17 protein-coding genes are annotated in these 14358 nt (G+C 45.2%); all 17 read left to right on the forward strand.

The annotated features are described in order from the left end of the window. Positions 1-53 precede the first annotated feature (53 nt). Entirely contained in the window at positions 54-1199 is a 1146-nt protein-coding gene (gene rpsA, locus J7I83_RS02555) for a 30S ribosomal protein S1 (protein ID WP_215099125.1), read from the forward strand. Between the two features lies 1 nt (position 1200). Next, positions 1201-2256, forward strand: a complete 1056-nt coding sequence (fni, locus tag J7I83_RS02560) for a type 2 isopentenyl-diphosphate Delta-isomerase (RefSeq protein ID WP_215099126.1) — start codon at positions 1201-1203, stop codon at positions 2254-2256. 93 nt (positions 2257-2349) lie between these two features. Then, on the forward strand, positions 2350-3660 hold the full coding sequence (gene der, locus J7I83_RS02565) for a ribosome biogenesis GTPase Der (protein WP_215099127.1): 1311 nt from the start codon (positions 2350-2352) through the stop codon (positions 3658-3660). A 20-nt stretch (positions 3661-3680) separates the two neighbouring features. Continuing rightward, positions 3681-4700, forward strand: a complete 1020-nt coding sequence (locus J7I83_RS02570; RefSeq protein WP_215099128.1) for an NAD(P)H-dependent glycerol-3-phosphate dehydrogenase — start codon at positions 3681-3683, stop codon at positions 4698-4700. A gap of 87 nt (positions 4701-4787) precedes the next feature. Further along, positions 4788-4991 carry a DUF2768 domain-containing protein gene (locus J7I83_RS02575; protein WP_215099129.1) on the forward strand — a complete coding sequence of 68 codons (204 nt, stop codon included), beginning with the start codon at positions 4788-4790 and terminating at the stop codon, positions 4989-4991. A 10-nt stretch (positions 4992-5001) separates the two neighbouring features. Then, the gene (locus tag J7I83_RS02580) at positions 5002-5712 is read left to right on the forward strand and encodes a hypothetical protein (RefSeq protein WP_215099130.1); all 711 of its coding nucleotides are present in this window, start codon (positions 5002-5004) and stop codon (positions 5710-5712) included. 171 nt (positions 5713-5883) lie between these two features. Next, the gene (locus J7I83_RS02585) at positions 5884-6156 is read left to right on the forward strand and encodes an HU family DNA-binding protein (protein WP_006829858.1); all 273 of its coding nucleotides are present in this window, start codon (positions 5884-5886) and stop codon (positions 6154-6156) included. A gap of 339 nt (positions 6157-6495) precedes the next feature. After that, the gene (folE, locus tag J7I83_RS02590; protein WP_215099131.1) at positions 6496-7080 is read left to right on the forward strand and encodes a GTP cyclohydrolase I FolE; all 585 of its coding nucleotides are present in this window, start codon (positions 6496-6498) and stop codon (positions 7078-7080) included. A gap of 21 nt (positions 7081-7101) precedes the next feature. Continuing rightward, positions 7102-7323: a trp RNA-binding attenuation protein MtrB gene (gene mtrB / locus J7I83_RS02595; protein ID WP_142826459.1), complete on the forward strand. Its 222-nt coding sequence runs from the start codon at positions 7102-7104 to the stop codon at positions 7321-7323. Between the two features lie 77 nt (positions 7324-7400). Next, positions 7401-8177: a heptaprenyl diphosphate synthase component 1 gene (locus J7I83_RS02600; RefSeq protein ID WP_215099132.1), complete on the forward strand. Its 777-nt coding sequence runs from the start codon at positions 7401-7403 to the stop codon at positions 8175-8177. Between the two features lie 5 nt (positions 8178-8182). Continuing rightward, on the forward strand, positions 8183-8887 hold the full coding sequence (locus J7I83_RS02605; RefSeq protein WP_215099133.1) for a demethylmenaquinone methyltransferase: 705 nt from the start codon (positions 8183-8185) through the stop codon (positions 8885-8887). A gap of 17 nt (positions 8888-8904) precedes the next feature. Next, positions 8905-9879 (forward strand): heptaprenyl diphosphate synthase component II, encoded by a 975-nt coding sequence (gene hepT, locus J7I83_RS02610; RefSeq protein ID WP_215099134.1) that lies wholly within the window; start codon positions 8905-8907, stop codon positions 9877-9879. Between the two features lie 85 nt (positions 9880-9964). After that, complete coding sequence (ndk, locus tag J7I83_RS02615) at positions 9965-10411, forward strand: nucleoside-diphosphate kinase (RefSeq protein WP_215099135.1); 447 nt, start codon at positions 9965-9967, stop codon at positions 10409-10411. Positions 10412-10626: 215 nt separating this feature from the next. Next, complete coding sequence (aroC, locus tag J7I83_RS02620; protein WP_215099136.1) at positions 10627-11799, forward strand: chorismate synthase; 1173 nt, start codon at positions 10627-10629, stop codon at positions 11797-11799. A gap of 2 nt (positions 11800-11801) precedes the next feature. Next, on the forward strand, positions 11802-12875 hold the full coding sequence (aroB, locus tag J7I83_RS02625) for a 3-dehydroquinate synthase (protein WP_215099137.1): 1074 nt from the start codon (positions 11802-11804) through the stop codon (positions 12873-12875). Beyond that, positions 12875-13258 carry a chorismate mutase gene (aroH, locus tag J7I83_RS02630; RefSeq protein ID WP_215099138.1) on the forward strand — a complete coding sequence of 128 codons (384 nt, stop codon included), beginning with the start codon at positions 12875-12877 and terminating at the stop codon, positions 13256-13258. Before aroB ends, aroH begins: the two co-directional genes overlap by 1 nt. Beyond that, on the forward strand, positions 13255-14343 hold the full coding sequence (locus J7I83_RS02635; RefSeq protein ID WP_215099139.1) for a prephenate dehydrogenase: 1089 nt from the start codon (positions 13255-13257) through the stop codon (positions 14341-14343). Before aroH ends, J7I83_RS02635 begins: the two co-directional genes overlap by 4 nt. The last annotated feature ends 15 nt before the right edge of the window (positions 14344-14358 follow it).

Here is a 14358-nt window from a genome sequence, read left to right on the forward strand (position 1 = left end):
TTAGAGAATTCGAATAAAATAGAAGATGGATAGTTTGTGAAGGAGGGCTACTTATGTCAGAGGAAACGAACATGATGGAAAACCGTGACTTCCAAACAGGAGATCGCGTAAAAGGGATAGTTGCCAAAATAGAAGAAAAAGCTGTTACTGTAACAATTGAAGGGGCGCCTTTTGATGGCATCATACCCATTAGTGAGTTATCAAGCCTGCATATCGAAAAAGCATCAGATTCCGTTGAAGTTGGAGATGAACTGGATCTGATTATTACGAAAGTGGAAGATGAGAATTTTGTTTTATCCAAACGCAAAGTGGATGCCGAACAGGCATGGGACGAATTGGAGAAAAAATTCGAATCGGGCGAAATTATCGAAGCTGAAGTAAAAGACGTCGTAAAAGGCGGTCTGGTAGTTGATCTGGGTGTCCGCGGATTTGTTCCCGCTTCTTTAGTGGAAGATTACTTTGTCGAGTCTTTTGAAGATTACAAAGGCAAAGTGCTGACCTTTAAGATTGTCGAAATGGAAAAAGAGAATAATCGCCTGATCCTTTCTCATCGAGCAGTCATCGAGAAGGAAAAAGAATCCCAAAAAGTGCAAGTAATGGAGAAAATCCATGCTGGAGATGAGATGAAAGGCAAAGTGCAGCGCATCGCTTCTTTCGGAGCTTTTGTGGATATCGGCGGGGTGGATGGCTTGGTCCATATTTCTCAGCTGTCGCATGAACATGTGGAAAAGGTTTCTGATGTCGTGACGGAAGGCCAGGAAGTTACGGTCAAAATACTTTCTGTTGACCGCGATTCAGAACGTATTTCACTGTCCATCAAAGATACACTTCCTGGGCCATGGGATTCCATAGACGAAAAGGCGCCGAAAGGCTCTGTTCATACCGGAACGGTCAAGCGCCTCGTAAGCTACGGTGCATTTGTGGAGGTCCTGCCTGGAGTGGAAGGGCTCGTTCACATTTCTCAAATTGCGCACAAGCATATCGCAACACCGAACGAGGTATTGACGGAAGGCGAGGAAGTGCAAGTCAAAGTGCTGGAAGTCAATAAAGCCGATAAGCGCCTGTCACTCAGCATCAAGGAATTGCAGGAAAAAGAAGGCGACCAGGATTTCTCGAGTTACGATATGCCTGAAGAGTCTACTGGATTCTCCATCAGCGATGTGATCGGCGATAAACTAAAAGGGTTTAAGTCCGAATAATATGTCGAGAGCTGAGCGCAAAATGGATCATATACAATATGCTTTGTCCACAGGACAGAGCAGAAGGAACATGTTCGACGATATTCGGTTTGTCCATCAGGCATTGCCTGATTCAGCGGTTTCTGATATCAGCATAAAACCAAAAACAGGTGATTTGAACTTAAAATCACCTGTTTTTATTAATGCAATGACCGGTGGCGGGGGCAAGGAAACTGAACATTTGAATGGCCTGCTGGCTCGGGTTGCAAGAGAGACGGGGGCAGCCATGGCTGTCGGATCGCAGATGGCGGCGCTTAAAGACCGGAGTGAGCGGCAGTCCTATGCTATCGTCAGGAAGGAAAATCCGGATGGCATCCTGTTCGCCAACCTTGGCAGCGAGGCAACGGTCCGTCAGGCGCAGGAAGCAGTCGAGATGATTGAGGCCAACGCATTGCAGATCCATCTGAATGTTGTACAGGAACTGACTATGCCTGAAGGAGATCGGGATTTCCGCGGAGCGCTGGAACGCATAGGGACGATTGCGGAGCAGCTCAACGTACCTGTAATCATCAAAGAGACCGGCTTTGGCGTGTCACGCGAGGCTGCGGAGAAATTGAAGCATACAGGTATCTCTGCAATCGACGTCAGCGGCTTTGGCGGAACGAATTTCGCTTTAATTGAAAATGAACGCCGCAGAAGAAAGCTGGCGTATTTTGAAGACTGGGGCATTCCGACAGCAGCGGCGATTGTGGAAGTGAAGAGTGTTTTCAGCAAAACGGTGCTGGCTTCAGGCGGCATACAGGATGCCCAGGACATGATCAAAGCATTTTTGCTGGGAGCTGACGCAGTGGGGCTTGCCGGATCATTTTTGAAGACAGCAATGCAAGAAGGTGAGAAACAGCTGATCAATGATGTTCATGCGCTCCATGAGGATCTTGCGATGATGATGACGGCGCTGGGAGCTAAAAACCTTGCGGAACTGCCGAAATGTCCGGCAGTCATCACGGGTGAACTGGCGCAATATTTAAGCGCGAGAGGTTTCAGTCCAGCATCTTATGCAAATCCTGGGAAAAACTGAATATTGCAGATTTAAAGGGGATGGACATTTAACAGATGCCATCGCCTTTTTCGTGTATAATAGGCATATCAGAAGTGGAAGGATGAATTAATTATGTCAAAACCGGTAGTAGCAATAGTTGGCCGGCCGAACGTTGGTAAGTCCACGATATTCAATCGCGTGGTAGGAGAACGGGTTTCCATAGTGGAAGATATTCCTGGAGTGACGCGTGACCGTATTTACAGTTCGGCAGATTGGCTGACACATGAATTTAATATTATAGATACAGGAGGCATCGATCTTCGTGACGAGCCATTCCTTGAACAGATCCGCCAGCAGGCAGAAATCGCCATGGACGAAGCGGATGTCATCATCTTTCTTGTCAATGGACGCGATGGTGTCACTGCACAGGATGAACAAGTAGCAAAAATTTTATACCGTACGAAAAAACCGGTCATTTTGGCCGTCAATAAAATTGACAATCCCGATATGCGCCACATGATCTATGATTTTTACACACTGGGAATGGGCGAACCTTACCCGCTTTCAGGATCTCACGGTTTGGGATTAGGGGATCTTTTGGATGAAGTGGCCAAAAACTTCCCGAAAGACGATGACGAGGAGTATCCGGACGATGTCATTAAATTCTCATTGATCGGCCGTCCGAACGTCGGCAAATCCTCCCTCGTAAACTCTTTTCTGGGGGAAGAACGTGTTATTGTTAGCGAAGTAGCGGGAACCACGCGCGACGCCATAGATACTCAGTATGAATATAACGATCAGCCCTATGTCATCATCGATACAGCCGGAATGCGCAAAAAAGGGAAGGTCTACGAAACGACCGAAAAGTATAGTGTTTTGCGGGCGTTGCGTGCTATTGAACGCTCTGACGTTGTTTTAGTGATTCTGAATGCAGAAGAAGGCATTCAGGAGCAGGACAAAAAAATCGCTGGATATGCACATGAAGCCGGCAAAGCAATCATCATTATCGTCAATAAATGGGATGCTATCGAAAAAGATGAAAAAACAATGAACGTAATGACACGCAAAATCCGCGAACATTTCTTATTCCTGGACTATGCACCGATCATGTTTGTTTCGGCAATCAGCGGCAAGCGCGTACACAGCATTTTAGAAATCGTCAATAAAGTGAACGACAACCATTCAAGACGTATTCAATCGAGTATCCTGAACGAAGTCATTGAAGATGCCGTTGCGATGAATCCAGCGCCGTCGGATAAAGGCCGTCGTCTGCGTCTTTATTATGCGACTCAAGTGGCAATCAAGCCGCCAACATTCGTTGTTTTTGTCAATGAACCGGAGTTGATGCATTTCAGCTATGAACGCTTCTTACAGAACCGAATTCGCGATAGCTTCGATTTTGAAGGAACTCCTCTTCGTCTTATAACGAGAGCGCGTACTTAAGGTAAAGGTGGTTTTAGCTTATGGAAAAAGTTTCTGTTTTTGGGGCAGGAAGCTGGGGGACCGCACTGAGTTATGTACTGGCTCAAAACGGCCATGATTTATTGCTTTGGACACATCGCCAGGAACAGGCTGATGAAATCAACCAGCATACAAACAAGCGCTATTTAAAGGATGTACAACTGCCGGAAAGCCTGAAAGCGACAAGCAATCTGGCTCAGGCTGTTGAACATGGTGATATTTACGTGTTGGCTGTTCCGACAAAAGCCATCCGGGAAGTCTGTCAGGATATCAAAAAAGTCCTTGATCGGAAAATTCTGTTCGTCCACGTTTCCAAAGGGATTGAACCGGATTCCTTGAAACGGATCAGTGAAATGATCCGGGAAGAAATTCCGGAACAGTGGATTGAAGACGTCGTCGTGTTGTCTGGACCAAGCCATGCGGAAGAAGTGGTGCAGGAACATCCAACGACTGTTACAGCGGCTTGCGAGAATACTGCAGCAGCTAACCGGATCCAGGATCTGTTCATGAACCATTATTTCCGTGTCTACACGAATACGGATGTAATCGGTGTGGAGATTGGCGGCGCTTTGAAGAATATCATTGCCTTGGCTGTCGGCATCACTGACGGTTTAGGGTTTGGCGATAATGCAAAAGCCGCCATCATGACGCGCGGGCTGGCAGAGATTGCTCGGCTTGGCGTGAAAATGGGAGCAACGCCTTTAACTTTCTCCGGGTTGACCGGAGTGGGTGATTTGATCGTGACCTGCACCAGTATTCATTCACGCAATTGGCGCGCAGGAAACATGCTAGGAAAAGGAAAATCCCTGGACGAAGTGCTGGAAGAAATGGGCATGGTTGTCGAAGGGATTCGGACCACAAAAGCGGCTTATCAATTGTCACAGGCGTATGATGTGCCTATGCCGATAACGGCGGCACTTTATTCGGTTCTCTTTGACGATGTGTCGACCGATGAAGCAGTCGGAAAGCTGATGGGGCGCATGAAAAAGAATGAAATGGAAGATTTGATCAATTTACTTTAATTGTCACAAAAGAAGAGGGTGCTACAAGCTGCCTCTTCTTTTTTTATGCTATACTATTGACTGAAACACTATGAAAGGCGGGCAATTATGAGTGCTTTAGATAAAATGTGGGTATCATTTGCTGGGATTGCTTTTTTGATGATTTCGATGGGTTTTATCTACTTGAGCAGATACAAACTGAAAAACGGCATCCTTAAGTTTCTTTTCGCGCTAGTTGCATACATTTTGCTGATTCTTGGATTTTTTATCATGATATTCACAGTATTCAGCGGCCCTACCGGCGGCACATGAGGTGAAAAAAATGAAAAAAACTTTATTATTTATGTTGCTCCTGCTGATTGTTGGATTTCTGGCTGCCTGCGGATATCCACAAAGCGAGAGAGCAGAAAACCAAATTCCCTATGAAGACCAATTGATCACTGTGCAAAATGCGGTAAATCAGTATAGAGGTGCGTCTGGTGGACTGGTGCCGATCAAAACCCGGGATATGGATGTGGACCAATACATCAAATATCCAATCGATTTCTCGTTGATTGTTCCGGAATATACGGCAGAAGTTCCCACAAATGCATTTGAGTCAGGCGGTATTTTTCAATACGTTCTGATGGATGTTGAAGAAAATCCGACTGTCAAACTGGTTGATTTGCAGGCGGCAGAAGCAATCAGATCTGTTAATGTGCGAAAAAGCGCTAACGGCGGACGTGCTCCAATCGCTGAAATATTGGCTGATAATGTCTATAAGTTCAACCATGAAGCAATGGGGTTCTCCGAGGAACCGACTGTTGTCAGCCCATACAGCGGAAGAAATTTGCCTATGGTGATCACTGGCAGCGGTGAGGTCTATATCGATTACGCAATGGACCTTTATTCTGTGCTTCAAGAGTACGAAGGAGAGTTGGAAGCTGGTCAGGATATCCGTTTCATTCTGTACGAAGATCATCCTGTTGTCCCTGCCTATTCGCTTCCTTACACAATAAATGAAGAAAACGAACCGATATTTTTAATGGAGTAAAAACATTGATTTAACGCGTTTTAATAGAAATGACCTCTTTTTAGAAAATTTTGTTAGTATTTGGTGGTTTTATTGAAAAAGCGGGCTGTTTGTTGTTGCTATGCGATTTTCGATGTGATACTCTTTTTACAGGATTGATGGTTGCATCCCCTTTGAGAGGAGGTGAATAGCATGAACAAAACAGAATTAGTGAACTCTGTTGCTGAAGCAGCTGAACTTTCTCGTAAAGATGCTGCCAAAGCAGTTGACGCTGCATTTGAGACGATTCAAGACGCTCTAACTAAAGGTGAAAAAGTACAGTTAATCGGTTTCGGTAACTTTGAAGTACGCGAACGCGCGGCCCGCAAAGGACGTAACCCACAAACTGGTGCTGAAATCGAAATCGCTGCAAGCAAAGTTCCTGCCTTTAAGCCAGGTAAAGCACTTAAAGACGCAGTGAAGTAAGATTTAGCCTCTGTACATAGGATGACTTTTGCGAGACACAATCTTGCAAAAGTCATTCTTTTTTTGAGCCAACAATTTTGCGAAACACCTGTGCGTATGCTACGATTCATGAGAGAAAAGCGGAAGCGATTGAGCAAAATCCGATGGGCATAAGACAGGCTGCCGAAGTGGCATTCTTTGCCACACAGGCGGAGTGGCTTATGATCCCGAGGGGTTGATCGCTGAAGCTGTGAATGAAAAAGTAAGCGCATTACATAAAAACCCTGAATCATAAAAAACTACCGGTAGCCATCCTGCTGCCAAAAAATAACCGATTCGTCTTCAACAGGAGGAAGCAGAATGATAGATGTGAAAACACACAAAGTAGACCTTGATAAGATAGAAAAAGCTGTCTCGATGATTTTAGAGGCGGTTGGGGAAGACGTAAACCGAGAAGGATTGAAGGATACGCCTAAAAGGGTAGCTAAGATGTATGCCGAAGTATTTTCCGGATTGAAGGAAGATCCAAAAGAATATTTTAAAACTGTTTTTCATGAAGGACATGAAGAATTAGTGCTCGTCAAAGATATTCCTTTCTACTCGATGTGCGAACATCACCTCGTTCCATTTTTCGGAAAGGCGCATATCGCCTATATTCCTCGCGACGGAATCGTTACAGGATTAAGCAAGTTGGCTCGTTCTGTAGAAACGGTCGCTAAACGGCCACAACTTCAGGAACGCATCACTTCGACGATTGCAGATTCGCTGATGGAAACATTAAATCCGCATGGTGTCTACGTCATGATTGAAGCGGAACATATGTGCATGACCATGAGAGGCATCAAGAAGCCAGGTTCCAAAACGGTGACAGCTGTTTCACGCGGAATTCTCGAAACAGACGACATCAAGCGTTCGGAAGTAATCACATACATCAATATGGACTAATACGGAAAAGTAGGTGTGAAAATGGCTCAGACAGAATACATTGTTATTCGTGCACAAGAAGATGGCGTGAACGTAATAGGGTTAACTCGTGGCAACGACACAAAATTTCACCATACTGAAAAATTGGATAAAGGCGAAGTGATGATTGCTCAATTTACCGAGCACACTTCAGCCATGAAAATCCGCGGAAAAGCGGAAATTCATTCTGCCCACGGTATCGTTGAAAGCGACGCTAAAAAATAAACGATATTGGATGAAGGCTAGGCTTTGCCTGTGATATACTATTGTAGTATGGCTAAATCATGAATGGAGCAAGCAGTATGAAGGGACATCAAATACAATCGAAAATTATATCCATGGAAATCGAGGTCTTGAATGCTGTGCAACAGCGGACCTTGGCCCAATTTACAGAAGGTCCATCCGTCAAAGAGTCCCGTTTGTTTTTTTTGTTATTGCCTTTTTTCGACGGGAAAAACTGGTCGGTGGAAATTGAGTCTTCTGCAAAAACGGTTTCCATCGTCTATGCCGCTTTGCATGCCCATGATCAAATAAAAGAAGACATACCCATCATCAAAGAGCAACAGCTGACTGTATTGGCTGGAGATTTATACAGTGGGATCTATTATCAGATGCTGGTCAACTCCAAGAATATCGCCATGGTCCAGCAATTGGCATCAGCAATTATTCAAGTGAGCGAAAAGAAGACTTCTTTTTTTGAGGAAGCAATCCGGCCTTTAGAAGCAATAGAAGAAGCGATTACCACTATCGAAACTGAATTATTACTGTCATTTTATAGGTTCTATGGCTTTTCTGAATACACATCACTCGCGGAACAGGCATTGCTTTATTTACGCTACGCCGATGAGCTGAAGAATTTGCAATCTAAAAATTATACGCATTTCCTGCATGAGCTGAATTCAAACCTTGTTCATGAAATCTATACGGAACATTGGTTATTGGAAAAAATGGATAGCCTGCATGGACGGATTTTGGCGTCCATTGCCGAACTTTCACTAGATTATGAACTGGCACAATTTTTGCTCCAACAAATAACCCCGCACCAGCATAGAGCTGAGCAGCTGACCCGAGAAGGATGACTGATATGCCTAAAACGAAAGAACAAAAAGTCCACGAAGTATTTGAAAAAATATCCGAGAACTATGATCAGATGAATTCGGTCATCAGCTTCCAGCAGCACAATAAATGGCGTGAAGATACAATGCACAAGATGCAGGTCCCTAAAGGGGCTGCCGCTATTGATGTTTGCTGCGGAACCGCTGATTGGACCATTGCACTCGGAAAAGCTGTCGGCGAAACCGGACAGGTTGTCGGACTCGACTTCAGCCAGAATATGCTGAATGTCGGACACGAAAAAACCAAGGATATGCCCCAGATCAAGTTGATCCAGGGAAATGCCATGTCATTGCCGTATCCCGATAACTCTTTTGATTTTGCAACAATCGGCTTTGGTTTGCGCAACGTACCTGATTATCGCCAAGTCCTTTCTGAAATGCATCGCGTATTGAAGCCAGGTGGAATGATCGCCTGTCTGGAAACGTCACAGCCGGAAAATATTGTTTTCAAACCATTCTTCAGAATGTATTTCCGTTTCATCATGCCGGCCTTCGGTAAGCTATTCGCTAAAAGCTACAAAGAGTACTCATGGCTTCAGGAATCGGCTAAATCATTCCCAGGCATGAAACAGCTGGCGAAGCTGTTCACGGAAGTCGGATTCGAGAAAGTGAAATACAAGCCCTATACAGGAGGCGCCGCAGCCCTCCATCTGGGAATAAAAAAAGTAAATTAGCGGGAGAAGGATTTTAAGTGGAAAAGATGAAGTTGAAATTGCTCTATTCCGACCTTAGACCGGAACTGGAAATGATCGAGAAGGAATTGGAACAGGCAGTGGATTCGCAATCTCTCCTTTTAAATGATGCATCTCTTCATTTATTACAGGCCGGAGGGAAAAGAATCCGACCTGTTTTTGTTTTGCTTGCAGGAAAGTTTGGCGATTATAACATCGATGTTATGAAACGTGTGGCTGTTCCGCTTGAACTGATCCATATGGCTTCATTGGTTCATGATGACGTCATTGATGACTCGGAAATCCGCAGAGGCCGACCGACTGTCAAAGCACAATGGAACAACAGTGTGGCGATGTATACCGGCGATTTTATATTGGCGCGAGCGCTGGAACAGATCACTGAAATTGAATCACCGCGGGTTCACGAAATCTTATCAAAAACCTTGATTGAGGTGTGCCGAGGCGAAATTATTCAAATAAAAGACAAATACAAGCTAGATCAGAATTTACGGGATTATTTCCGGCGCATCAAACGGAAGACGGCATTGCTGATTTCCTCGAGTTGTGAATTGGGTGCGCTTGTTTCCGGAACTGATGAGAAGACGGCTGCACATTTACGCCGCTTCGGCTATTTTATCGGTATGTCATTCCAGATTATTGACGACATCCTTGATTTTACTTCCACGGATGAAGAGTTAGGTAAACCGGCAGGCAGCGATTTTATCCAAGGGAATATTACTTTGCCCATTTTATGTGCACGAAAAGACCCTGAAATCTATGCCATGCTGAAGGCCAATTTAAACAGGAAACTGTCCAATGAAGAACGCTTGATGGTTGTCCGTACAATCCGCAACAGTTCTGCCATTGACGAAGCGAAAGTGGTAAGCGAGCGCTACCTGGAAAAAGCCTTACGCGAACTTTCCTTCCTGCCAAAAGGGCAAGCGGTGAAAACGATGCGCAAAATCGCATTCTTTATCGGCAAGCGTAATTTTTAAGTTGGCAGTTGACAAATGATGCGACAATGATAGTATTTTTTAAGGTGGGCAAAAAGCCCGAGCTTTTAATAGAGGAGTGTTTACAATGGAAAAAACATTTTTAATGGTTAAACCAGATGGCGTTCAACGCAACGTAATCGGAGAAATCGTCGCACGTTTCGAGAAAAAAGGATATCATTTAGCAGGTGCTAAATTGATGCAGATTCCTACTGAATTGGCTGAAGAGCATTACGGCGAACACAAAGAGCGCCCATTCTTCGGTGAATTGGTTGAATTCATCACTTCAAGCCCTGTATTCGCAATGGTTTGGGAAGGCGAAAACGTTATTTTGACTGCGCGTCAAATGATGGGCGCTACAAACCCTAAAGATGCAGCTCCAGGAACTATCCGCGGCGACTTCGCAGTCACTGTCGGTAAAAACATGATTCACGGATCGGATTCTGCTGAAAGCGCAGAACGCGAAATCGGCCTATTTTTCAAAGAAGAAGAATTGGTATCATACGAAAAAACAATGAACAGCTGGGTTAACTAACCCACCCTGTGAAAAAGCAGCCCAGCTGCTTTTTTTGTTATCGAGCCGTCCCGATTGTGGGGCGGCTTTTTTCATTGGAAATGAACAATTTATGAAGTGAGTTATTCTCAATTGATTGAAGTTTCACTTTATCTGAATTTCATATAGAATTGAAGAAATGCCTTATGGTATAGTGGTACATAAATACTTTAGCACGTTGAAGGGAGAAAGCGTAAATGCGTTATTTAACAGCAGGAGAATCACACGGTCCGCAATTGACTGCCATCATAGAGGGGTTGCCGGCGCAATTGCCTTTGACGGCAGAATTGGTTAATAAAGAGTTGAAAAGACGCCAAGGCGGACATGGCCGCGGAAGACGGATGCAGATCGAGAAAGATACGGTTGAAATCGTTTCTGGCGTTCGGCATGGCAAGACACTCGGTTCTCCTGTCGCTTTAGTCGTCACTAATGACGATTGGAAACACTGGACTTCCATTATGGGCATCGAACCGATCGAAGATACAGAAGAAGTAAAGCGCCAACTTTCACGCCCTCGCCCCGGACATGCCGACTTGAACGGCGGCATTAAATATGGCCATCGGGATCTTAGAAACGTACTGGAGCGGTCTTCAGCGCGCGAAACGACGGTGCGTGTGGCAGTTGGCGCAGTTGCAAAGCAATTGCTTGCTGAATTGGGCATCAAAATCGTTTCCCATGTGACCGAAATCGGTGGCATCAAAGTAAACCCTGAAAGCTACCTTGGAAAGTCAGCTGATGAAATTCGTGAAATCGTTGAAAACGATGCAGTTTATTGTGCGGATCCATCTGTTACAAAGCAAATGACGGATTTGATTGATCAAACGAAAAAAAATGGAGATTCTATCGGCGGGACAGTGGAAGTGATTGTGGAAGGCATGCCTGCAGGAATCGGCAGCTATGTCCATTATGATCGGAAATTGGATGCCAAACTGGCAGCAGCAATCATGAGCATCAATGCCTTCAAAGGTGTGGAATTCGGCTTAGGATTCGAAATGGCCAGAAAACCCGGCAGTGAAGTCCATGATGAAATTCTTTGGGATGAAGAAAACGGCTATACACGCAAAACCAACAACCTTGGTGGATTCGAAGGCGGAATGACAACGGGGATGCCAATTATTGTAAGAGGTGTAATGAAGCCGATTCCTACCTTATATAAGCCACTCAAAAGTGTGGACATCGAAACAAAAGAACCCTTCCAGGCGAGCATTGAGCGCTCTGACAGCTGTGCAGTTCCAGCCGCTTCGATTGTGGCTGAGCATGTAGTGGCTTGGGAAGTGGCAAACGCGCTACTGGATCAGTTTGATGCAGATCAAATGCCGCGCTTGGTAGATAACCTGAAGAACTATATGAAGTACGCGAAGGAGTTTTAAGCATGAAGCAATTGCGGGTCGAAGCTGATCATCCATATACAGTTCATATTGGTGCCGGTGCATTCGATTTGTTTGCTGATGTTTACCGCTCCCTGCTGGATGCAGCAGACAGGATTGTGGTCATTGCAGATGAGCAGGTAGCGGCACTTCATTTGCCGTACTTATTGGATTTTTTGACTGACTGGGAAGTCCATGTGTTGACGATTCCTGCTGGGGAAAGCGCGAAATCTGTGGAAACCTTTATGGCATGCCACAGTTTTCTGCTATCCGAAAACTGTTCGAGAGATTCCTTGCTGTTGGCTTTTGGCGGTGGGGCTACAGGAGATGTAGCGGGATTTGTCGCTTCAACTTTCATGCGCGGAATTCCGTTCGTCCAGCTTCCGACCACCATTTTAGCTCATGACAGTGCAGTCGGGGGAAAAACCGCTATCAACCATGAATTGGGAAAAAATATGATCGGCACCTTTTACCAGCCACAAGCTGTTTTATATGACAGCAAGCTGCTGGCCACTTTGCCGCCGGGAGAAGTTCGTTCCGGTATGGCTGAAGTGATCAAACACGCCTTTATATCCAATGAAGAATGGCTGGAGGAACTATTGGCCATCCATGACTTTTCAGTGATGACAGAAGAAGACCTGAACCGCCATTTGGAAAAAGGCATTGCTGTCAAAGCGGCGATCGTCGAAGAAGACGAATTCGAAGGCGGCGTGAGGAAATATTTGAATTTTGGCCATACCTTGGCGCACGCACTAGAGGGGCATCTCGGCTATGGAAAAATTACTCATGGTGAAGCTGTTGTGCTTGGCATGTCTTATGCCCTGCTATTATCCGAACACGAAAAACTGGATAGATTTATTGAATGGTCCAGCGCCAATGGATACCCGCTTCATGTATTGCAGGAAATTCAATTTGAAGCCTTATTGCCTTATATGAAAAAAGATAAAAAATCATCACGAGGAGCGCTGAATTTCGTTTTGCTCGAACGGACAGGAATGCCGTTTGTCGAAAAGGTAGAAGAGCAGCATGCAAGTGAAGCATACGAAAAATTAGTTTTACAGATAGGAGAAGTGATTTGATGATACGCGGTGTAAGAGGTGCAATTACGGTTTCTGCAGATCAGCCGGATGAGATTCTGAAGGAAACAAAGCGGTTGGTATTGGAAATGGCCAAAGAAAATGAAATCGAGCCGGACCATGTCGCATCTGTCATCATCTCGACGACAACAGACATTTCATCCACTTTTCCAGCGAAAGCCGTTCGGACAATCGAGGAATGGACTTATGTGCCAGTCATGTGCACGCATGAAATGGATGTTCCCGGCAGTATGCCGTTATGCATCCGTGTCATGATGCACGTCAATACCGAGCTAAGCCAGCAGGAGATCCATCATGTTTATTTAAATGAAGCTATAAAGCTGCGTCCGGACCTGACAGCTAGAAGCCAGGTGAGTTCGACGTGACAACGCATATTTTAATTATTGGATTGGGTTTGATTGGGGGGTCGCTTGCAAAAGCACTTCAGCGCAACAGTGATGTTCATGTGGCGGGTTACGATGCTGATCCATTAACTGCCAGAAAAGCTTTTAAGATGGGCATCATACATAGCTCGCCTCCATCGCTTGAACAGGCTGCCTCTGAAGCAGATGTCATTGTTTTTGCTACGCCGGTAGGTGCTACGATCAAGTTGATGGAGCAAAGCAAATATTGGAGTTTAAAAGACGACGTCATTTTGACAGATACGGGAAGCACTAAATTGCAGATCATGGAAGCGGCGAAAACTCTCAACCATTTATTTATTGGTGGACACCCAATGGCGGGTTCGCATAAAAGTGGTGTCGAGGCTGCAAAAGATGTCTTATTTGAAAATGCCTTTTATATTTTAACGCCGGGTGACAGCACGGATGAAAAACGCCTTCAGTTTCTAAAGGATTTGTTGGTGGTTACAAAAGCTAAAGTGGAAGTATTGCCGGCCGAAGAGCATGATCATATGACAGCTATCGTCAGCCATTTTCCTCATCTGATTGCGGCATCCTTGGTCCACCAACTGGATCAGGAGGAAAAGTTTCCTTTTGCCCGGCAATTGGCGGCTGGTGGTTTCCGCGATACCACGCGTATTGCCTCGGCAAATCCAGAAATGTGGCGTGATATCACCACGCAGAATAACGCCATGATCGTCCAGCAACTGAGCAACTGGATGGAACAGATGGATCAATTGAAAGACATGCTCGTGAAAAACGATCCGGAACCAATCCAGCAATTCTTTTCGCATGCCAAAATGGTGCGGGACAAACTTCCGATTGCAGGACACGGAGCAATGTTTTCCGTTTTTGATCTATACATTGATATACCGGATGTACCAGGCAGCATTTCGGAACTGACGGGCTATTTGGCAGAAGAAGGGATCAGCATCGTCAACCTCCGGATTCTGGAAACGCGGGAAGATGTATTCGGTATTCTGGTCATTAGTTTCCAGACAGCTGAAGACCGCGCCCGTGCACAAAAATGCATCTCAGCACGGACAGTTTACGATTCGTATATTTCCTGAAAGGACGGATAAGCC

This window comes from Planococcus sp. ISL-110 (assembly GCF_018613575.1).
Lineage (GTDB): Bacteria > Bacillota > Bacilli > Bacillales_A > Planococcaceae > Planococcus.

What these genes read in the sequence shown, in the direction of transcription:
- rpsA (WP_215099125.1), top strand. Translation starts at nt 54, where the DNA reads ATGTCAGAGGAAACGAACATGATGGAAAACCGTGACTTCCAAACAGGA.
- folE (WP_215099131.1), top strand. Translation starts at nt 6,496, where the DNA reads ATGATAGATGTGAAAACACACAAAGTAGACCTTGATAAGATAGAAAAA.
- J7I83_RS02575 (WP_215099129.1), top strand. Translation starts at nt 4,788, where the DNA reads ATGAGTGCTTTAGATAAAATGTGGGTATCATTTGCTGGGATTGCTTTT.
- mtrB (WP_142826459.1), top strand. Translation starts at nt 7,102, where the DNA reads ATGGCTCAGACAGAATACATTGTTATTCGTGCACAAGAAGATGGCGTG.
- J7I83_RS02570 (WP_215099128.1), top strand. Translation starts at nt 3,681, where the DNA reads ATGGAAAAAGTTTCTGTTTTTGGGGCAGGAAGCTGGGGGACCGCACTG.
- der (WP_215099127.1), top strand. Translation starts at nt 2,350, where the DNA reads ATGTCAAAACCGGTAGTAGCAATAGTTGGCCGGCCGAACGTTGGTAAG.
- J7I83_RS02580 (WP_215099130.1), top strand. Translation starts at nt 5,002, where the DNA reads ATGAAAAAAACTTTATTATTTATGTTGCTCCTGCTGATTGTTGGATTT.
- aroC (WP_215099136.1), top strand. Translation starts at nt 10,627, where the DNA reads ATGCGTTATTTAACAGCAGGAGAATCACACGGTCCGCAATTGACTGCC.
- aroH (WP_215099138.1), top strand. Translation starts at nt 12,875, where the DNA reads ATGATACGCGGTGTAAGAGGTGCAATTACGGTTTCTGCAGATCAGCCG.
- J7I83_RS02585 (WP_006829858.1), top strand. Translation starts at nt 5,884, where the DNA reads ATGAACAAAACAGAATTAGTGAACTCTGTTGCTGAAGCAGCTGAACTT.
- aroB (WP_215099137.1), top strand. Translation starts at nt 11,802, where the DNA reads ATGAAGCAATTGCGGGTCGAAGCTGATCATCCATATACAGTTCATATT.
- ndk (WP_215099135.1), top strand. Translation starts at nt 9,965, where the DNA reads ATGGAAAAAACATTTTTAATGGTTAAACCAGATGGCGTTCAACGCAAC.
- J7I83_RS02605 (WP_215099133.1), top strand. Translation starts at nt 8,183, where the DNA reads ATGCCTAAAACGAAAGAACAAAAAGTCCACGAAGTATTTGAAAAAATA.
- fni (WP_215099126.1), top strand. Translation starts at nt 1,201, where the DNA reads ATGTCGAGAGCTGAGCGCAAAATGGATCATATACAATATGCTTTGTCC.
- J7I83_RS02600 (WP_215099132.1), top strand. Translation starts at nt 7,401, where the DNA reads ATGAAGGGACATCAAATACAATCGAAAATTATATCCATGGAAATCGAG.